At 63.3% G+C, this 1,136-nt stretch carries 2 protein-coding genes; both read right to left on the minus strand.

Annotation, left to right across the window (positions count from 1 at the left end):
- The coding region (locus AB0M20_RS44985; protein ID WP_364307751.1) for a hypothetical protein at positions 1-534 on the minus strand (534 nt) is incomplete at its 3' end.
- Positions 535-747: 213 nt separating this feature from the next.
- Positions 748-1,136: hypothetical protein (locus tag AB0M20_RS44990; protein WP_364307753.1), on the minus strand; the 389-nt coding region annotated here is incomplete at its 5' end.

Below are 1,136 nucleotides of genomic sequence, written 5' to 3' on the forward strand. Positions count from 1 at the left end.
CATCGCCCGGTCCCACGCCTCAGGGCGCATGGTCTTCTGCAGGTCGGTCAGCTCGCTCTCGTCGTTGAGACCACGCAACACGCCGATCTCCTGCGACGCGAAGCCCATCTCGGCAAGCTCGTTGGTATTCCAGGCCATGAACAGCTTGCCCTCGGCCGCCCGCCGCGTCTGGTAGGGCACGGACTTGCCGGTGTTCGGGTCCTCGTCCATGACCCGCAAGACATCCAGGTCGTCGTCGATCTCGAGCCGCAGCCGTTCGGCGCGACGGTATACGGCGTCGTGCTCGCCGAACAGCAGAAGAACGATCCGTCTCCCGACATGCCGCCAGATCACCCGGTGGCCGTCATTCGTGACGTACGAGGTGAATGTGTCCGGTTGGGCCTTCTTCACCGCGTGGGTCTTGAGCTTCGGGTTGTGGAACGGCTTCTCGAAAAGCTCGTCGATGACCTTGAACATCGCCGCTTGGATCTCCGGCCGATTCGAGTACCGGTCAGTGCAATCCTTGAAGGTCGGCGTGCGACAGAGCAGGTACATCCATCCTCCGTAGCCAACGGGATCCGTCTGGACGGTACCGGCGTACGAAGACGCAGATCACGGAAACGGCTGATCGTCTTCCACATCCGACGAGCCTGGGTGACGATGTCCTCGAGCCCATGACTGGCAGATCAAGGGCGACCCGCAGTGGCCATCACGCAGCCAGGCACGAACCACCGCGCTGCGAGACGGTTCGGCGTAGCTGACCCGCGGTCAGGCGGTCCGGCGAAGCGGGCCCGGATCAGGTTCGCCGAGCAGTCTGACCACGCTGGCTGCACCTGCGTAGTGTGCGTAAGCCGCCTGAATCGGGGGAGTGGGGTTCCCGACCAGGCTTTCGCTGCGCAAGTCCCGCGGCCCTCGTCGCCGTAGATCGACGAGATAGCCGTTGCTCACTTCGCTGGCGAGCAGCTTCTCGTGATCGCCGTACAGGTGCTTGAAGTCGTAGTTCAGGCCCATCTCAATCACGATGGCGGCTTCGATATGCCCGCCATCGAATCGCCAGACATCTGCGGCGGCGATCTGGTTCGGGCTCAGAATTGCAAGATCGAAGTTGCCGCGACCGTTCTTCCCGGGCCGGGGCCGGGTTTCGGGCCACTCCTTAT

This window comes from Actinoplanes sp. NPDC051633 (genome assembly GCF_040681735.1).
GTDB lineage: Bacteria > Actinomycetota > Actinomycetes > Mycobacteriales > Micromonosporaceae > Actinoplanes.